The 5003-nt window shown below is 69.2% G+C and carries 5 protein-coding genes; 1 reads left to right on the plus strand and 4 read right to left on the minus strand.

Annotated elements, in window-relative coordinates:
- From RT567_RS11545 to RT567_RS11560, 4 genes are all read right to left on the minus strand, one after another.
- Window positions 1-1092 (minus strand): Ada metal-binding domain-containing protein (locus RT567_RS11545; protein WP_313576497.1); only part of this gene is annotated, 1092 nt, incomplete at its 3' end.
- Window positions 1093-1164: 72 nt separating this feature from the next.
- The gene (locus RT567_RS11550; protein ID WP_313576498.1) at window positions 1165-2292 is read right to left on the minus strand and encodes a hypothetical protein; all 1128 of its coding nucleotides are present in this window, start codon (window positions 2290-2292) and stop codon (window positions 1165-1167) included.
- 20 nt (window positions 2293-2312) lie between these two features.
- Entirely contained in the window at window positions 2313-2636 is a 324-nt protein-coding gene (locus RT567_RS11555) for a helix-turn-helix transcriptional regulator (RefSeq protein WP_025978615.1), read from the minus strand.
- 127 nt (window positions 2637-2763) lie between these two features.
- The gene (locus tag RT567_RS11560; RefSeq protein ID WP_313576499.1) at window positions 2764-3525 is read right to left on the minus strand and encodes an SDR family NAD(P)-dependent oxidoreductase; all 762 of its coding nucleotides are present in this window, start codon (window positions 3523-3525) and stop codon (window positions 2764-2766) included.
- 225 nt (window positions 3526-3750) lie between these two features.
- Here RT567_RS11560 and RT567_RS11565 point away from each other — a divergent pair.
- The coding region (locus RT567_RS11565; RefSeq protein ID WP_313576500.1) for a M14 family metallopeptidase at window positions 3751-5003 on the plus strand (1253 nt) is incomplete at its 3' end.

Below are 5003 nucleotides of genomic sequence, written 5' to 3' on the forward strand. Positions count from 1 at the left end.
TTCATCGTCGTTCTCCATGATCGTCATGCCGTCGATCCCCGCCTCACGCAGGTGCAGCACGCCATAGGCCCGCCAGGGCCGCCATCGCTCGGCCCGCCCCGCCAGCCGTTCGTCCTCAAGGCGATCGCTGGCCATGTCGGACGCCTCATCCGTCCAGACGCCCGGCAGACGCAGCCCCGGCCGCGCCTTCACCAGCGGCGCCAGCAAGGGGTCCGCCGCCAGGTCGCGCCGGATCGCCTCAGGGTCGGCCGACAGGTCGAACAACCGCCGCACTCGCGCCAGCACCCCCGGCAGGGCCTTCAGATCATCTAGCGCCGCCGTGACCGCCAGGCGGTTTCCGGTCTCGAACCGGGCCGAGACCTCGCCCGTCGCCCCATCCGTCGCCGGGGTCAGAACACGACGCCAGACCCCGCCCTCAACCGTCTCGCCGGTCGCTTTCAGGGCGCTCAGCATGGCCTCGGCCTCATAGGGCGGGCGATAGGGCAGGCTCAGCCGCACGCCTCCATCCCAAGGCCGCTCGGTTCGCGCTCGCAACGCCGACGGCGGACGTCCGTACAGGGCCTGAAACGTCTCATTGAAGCGCCGCACGCTGCCGAAGCCGGACGCCATAGCGACCTCGGCCATCGGCAGGTCGGTCTGGTGGATCAGGGCCTTGGCCAGCAGGACGCGGCGCGTTTGGGCCACGCTGACCGGGGCGGCCCCCAGATGCTGACGAAACAGGCGGCGCAGGTGTCGCTCGCCCACGCCCAACCGCGCAGCCAGGGCGTCAACGTCGCCCCCATCCAGCGCGCCCGCCTCGATCAGGTTCAGCGCCCGGCTGACGGTATTGGACGTCCCGCGCCAGGCCCCCATGTCGGGCGCCGTCTCGGGCCGACAGCGCAGGCAGGCGCGGAAGCCTCCCTCTTCGGCCGCCGCCGCGCTGGCGACGAAGCGCATGTTCTCGCGCTTGGGCGTCCGCGCCGGACAGACCGGGCGGCAATAGATCCCCGTGGTCTTCACGCAAGTGAAGAAGCGCCCGTCGAAGCGCGGGTCGCGCGTCAGGACGGCCCGGTAGCAGGCCTCCTGATCCAGCATGTCGCGGGCGTTTTCCATGCCCGCAACATGCGCCCGTCGCGCCGCCCTGTCTCGCGGTTTTCGGACATGACGGCGCCGCAGCTCAACGGCTCACCCCTCGCGCGTCGTCGCGAACCGCCAGACATAGGTCGCGATATTGACGACGAAGCTGATCGCCATCACCGCGAACACCCAGGTCAGCACCGTGCCCAGCGTCAGGGCAGTGCCATCCAGGTCACGACTGGCCTCGCTCACCGCGCGCAGGGCGTCCAGATTGATGTTCATCGCCCCACCCTCGACGCGGGCGCTCGCTGCGCCCTGGGTCAGGGTGAACCACCAGCCCGCATCGAACAGCCGCCACAGAACCCACAGCGCCGCGCCCGCCAGCGGGATCTTCAGCAGCCAGGTCAGCCGCCCCTCGCGTCCTCGGATCAGGCTGACCGCGTCCACCGCCATGCCGCCGACGGCCAGGGCCAGGATGGGGCCGTAGAGGGCCGCCCACACCGGCGCCGCCTCGATCCCCACCGCGCCGCTTCTCAAGGAGAACTCACCCAGTCCCGGAAAGCGGATCACGCCGATCCACCACATCACGAAGACGCCGCCGACAATCAGCGAGGCCAGCGCCTCCAGCCCCGGCTTGTCGTTCACCGTCACGCCCCAGACGCGCGCGCCCTTCGGCAACCATTCAGCCTTGGCCTTCTCAGACCCCGACAGGGACGCGCCCCACTTCGCCGGATCCGCCAGACCGAAGGCCGACAGGTCGCGCACCCGCCATTTGGTCAGCCACTTCGGCTTGATGTCGTAATGCTCCATGATCGCCCCGGCCAGGGTCAGCGCCCCCAGCAGGGTCAGCCCTCCGGAGAAGAAGCCGTGGAAGGCCTGGCTGATCGCCCGCCCGAAATCGGCCGGCGCGCCCAGCACGCTGATCAGCAGCCCCAGAACCTGCACCGCCGCAATGACGATCAGCCCGGCCTTGGCCCCGAACAGCCAATAGGGGAACAGCTCCGGCCCGATCAGGCTGTCCGGCCCCTTGCGATAGCGCGCGGCGACGATCAGCGGGTGGCCGATCTCGTGCAGGATCGCCTCCTTCTCATCATCCGTCAGCGCCCGGCCCAACTCCTCCTCGCGCGCCTCGACGCGGCTCAGGATCAGGTCGCGCAGTTCGGCGACGATGTCCTCGCGGTCCTCGGTCGGCAACTGCGCTGCCACGGCCTCCAGATAGCGTTCGATGATGTCCATCGCGCCCTCTCCCGTCCCTTTTAGAGAATTCGTTCCAGCGAGGCATTGATGCCGCGCCATTCATCGGTCAGGGCGGCCAGCATGGCCTCGCCCCCCGGCGACAGGACGTAGAAGCGTTTCTTGCGCTTCTCCTCCTCGCGCCATTCGCTGGTCAGCAGCCCCTGTCCCTCCAGCCGCCGCAACAGGGGGTAGAGGGTGGATTCCTCCATCTCCAGCCCGTCCGCCGCCAGCGCCTGACGCAGGGTGTAGCCGTAGCGTTCGGTCCGCAGGCAGGCGAGCACCGCCAGGACCAGCGTCCCGCGCCGCAGCTCCAGCCGCATCGTCTCGAACAGTTCCCGATCCACGGCGTCGCCTCACCTGTCGTCACATAGTGTGTGACACACAGTGTATGCGACATACTGTATGAAGCTGTCAACGACCTTCGCTATCTGACATCAGCGCATGACCGCCCGCAGAGGCGGTCATCGGCGCCTAGAGACGTGAAAAGCGCCCGCCCTCGTCGGCGTCGACGGTGATCGACAGGGAGACGTGCCGGGGCCGCGTCACGGCGAACAGCACCGCCTCCACGATGTCCCGATTGGTGGCGCGCTCGCCCTTGCCGCGCTCGGACGCAGCCTCCCACGCCTCTGCGCCCGGCTCGACGTCATCGAGATAGGGCGGGTGAACGACGAGGGACCGCACGGGCGTCCCGGCCAGCATCTGGGCGAAGCCCTCTGCAAGCGCGGCCTGCGCGCGCTTGGCGGCGTAGAAGGGCACGGACGTGGTCTGGATCGCCGCGCCGGGCAGGCCGCTGATCGACCCGATGGTCACGATGTCCGGGCGGCTCGATCCGCGCAGCAGGGGCATCAGCCCCTGCGTCAGAAGGAAGGTTCCTGAGACGGCGGCGTTGATCACCCCGAGAACCTCTTCGGGACGATGATCCTCCTCGCTCCTTTCGAGCCACATCGCCCCGTTGTTGATCAGGATGTCGACGACCTCGTGCTCGGCCTTCAGTTGCGCCACGGCCCGCGCCACGCTGGCGGCGTCGCCGAGATCGAGTTCAACGACCTTCGCCTGAACGCTCGTGCGCTCCAGAATGGTCGAGGCGACGCTCTCCAGCGCCTCGCGATTGCGTCCGCACAGGATCGGCCGGCTCCCCGCTTCGGCCAGACTGACGGCCAGGGCCGCGCCCAACCCTCTGCCTGCGCCGGAAACGACGACCACGGAGCCTTCGAGGTTCTGCAGGGAGATCATGGAGGAAACACACGTTTGCGACGGGAGATCACGCCCCATAGGCCGGTTCACGACATCGACCCATTCGCCATAAGGGCGCACCCTGAACCAGCGACGCTGGTCTGAAGGTCCGACCAGATCTCCGTCGCGTTCCGGATCGAAACCCAAAGAAATGACGGCGCGACGCCGCTTCCCTTCCCCTCGGCTCCACGGTTAAGGTCGTCGCTCCGTAGGGGGAGTTTTCCAATGTCGTCTCGTCGCCGCGCCGCCTGTTCTCTGCTGGCGCTCAGCCTGGCCCTGGGCGCCGCGCCCGCCCTGGCTCAGCAGAACCCGCCCGCGCTTCAGGCCGTCGTCGGCCACGACAGCGGCGAGCGCATCACCCGCTCGGCCGACGTGCGCCGCTATTTCGAGGCGCTGCGGACGGCCAATCCCGACCGCATGGTCATGGGCGACTACGCCCAGTCGTGGGAGGGCCGCCCCCTGTTCTGGGCCGCCGTCGGCTCGCCGCGCAACATCGCCCGGCTGGACGCCATCAAGGCCGCGACCAACGCCCTGGCCGATCCGCGCAAGACCAGCCCTGAGCAGGCCCGCGCCCTGATCAACGACACCCCGGCCATCGTCTGGATGGCCTATTCCGTCCACGGCAATGAGATCAGCCCCGCCGACGCCGCCCTGACCGCCGCGCGCCGCCTGACCGACGGCCTCGACGCCGAGGCGCAGGGCTGGCTCGAGAACGTCGTGGTCGTCTTCGTCCCGACCCAGAACCCCGACGGGCGCGAGCGCTTCATCAACAGCTTCGAGGCGGGTCTGGGCGCCCAGCCCAACGGCGACCCCCTGTCGGCCGAGCGGGCCGAGCCGTGGCCGTCCGGCCGCTTCAACCACAATCTGTTCGACCTGAACCGCGACTGGTTCATCCAGTCCCAGCCGGAAACGCAGGGCCACTCGGCCCTCATCCGCGAATGGCGCCCGCAGGTGGTGGTCGATTCCCACGAGATGGGCACCGACTCCAGCTTCTTCTTCCCGCCCGAAGCCCAGCCGCTGAACCCGTGGATCTATCCGCCGATCCTGGACGCGCGCGAGCGCTTCGGCCGCAACACCGCCGGGCGCTTCGACCAGGCCGGGCTGGACTATTTCACACGCGAGACCTTCGACGCCTTCTATCCCGGCTACGGCGACGGCTGGCCCGCCTATTTCGGCGCCGTCTCCATGACCTATGAGCAGGGCTCGTCGCGCGGTCTGCTGGCGCGTCGTTCGTCCGGCGAGATGCTGACCTACGCCGACACGGTTCAGGGCCATTTGACCGCCACCTTGTCGACCATCGAGACCGCCGCCCGCGACCGCGAAAAGCTGCTCAGCGACTTCTACGCCTTCCACCGCGACGGGATTTCGGGCGGGCGCGGCGCCTATGTCCTGTCGCGCTCCGCCGCCGCCGACCCGGCCGCCGCCGACAAGCTGGCGGGCCTGCTGGTCCGTTCGGGGCTGGAGGTCGGGCGCGCCAC

This window comes from Brevundimonas sp. (assembly GCF_032107865.1).
GTDB lineage: Bacteria > Pseudomonadota > Alphaproteobacteria > Caulobacterales > Caulobacteraceae > Brevundimonas.

Bases quoted from the DNA above. Each gene is read 5' to 3' on its own strand.
- RT567_RS11550 (WP_313576498.1), bottom strand. From the start codon at position 2,292: ATGGACATCATCGAACGCTATCTGGAGGCCGTGGCAGCGCAGTTGCCG.
- RT567_RS11560 (WP_313576499.1), bottom strand. From the start codon at position 3,525: ATGATCTCCCTGCAGAACCTCGAAGGCTCCGTGGTCGTCGTTTCCGGC.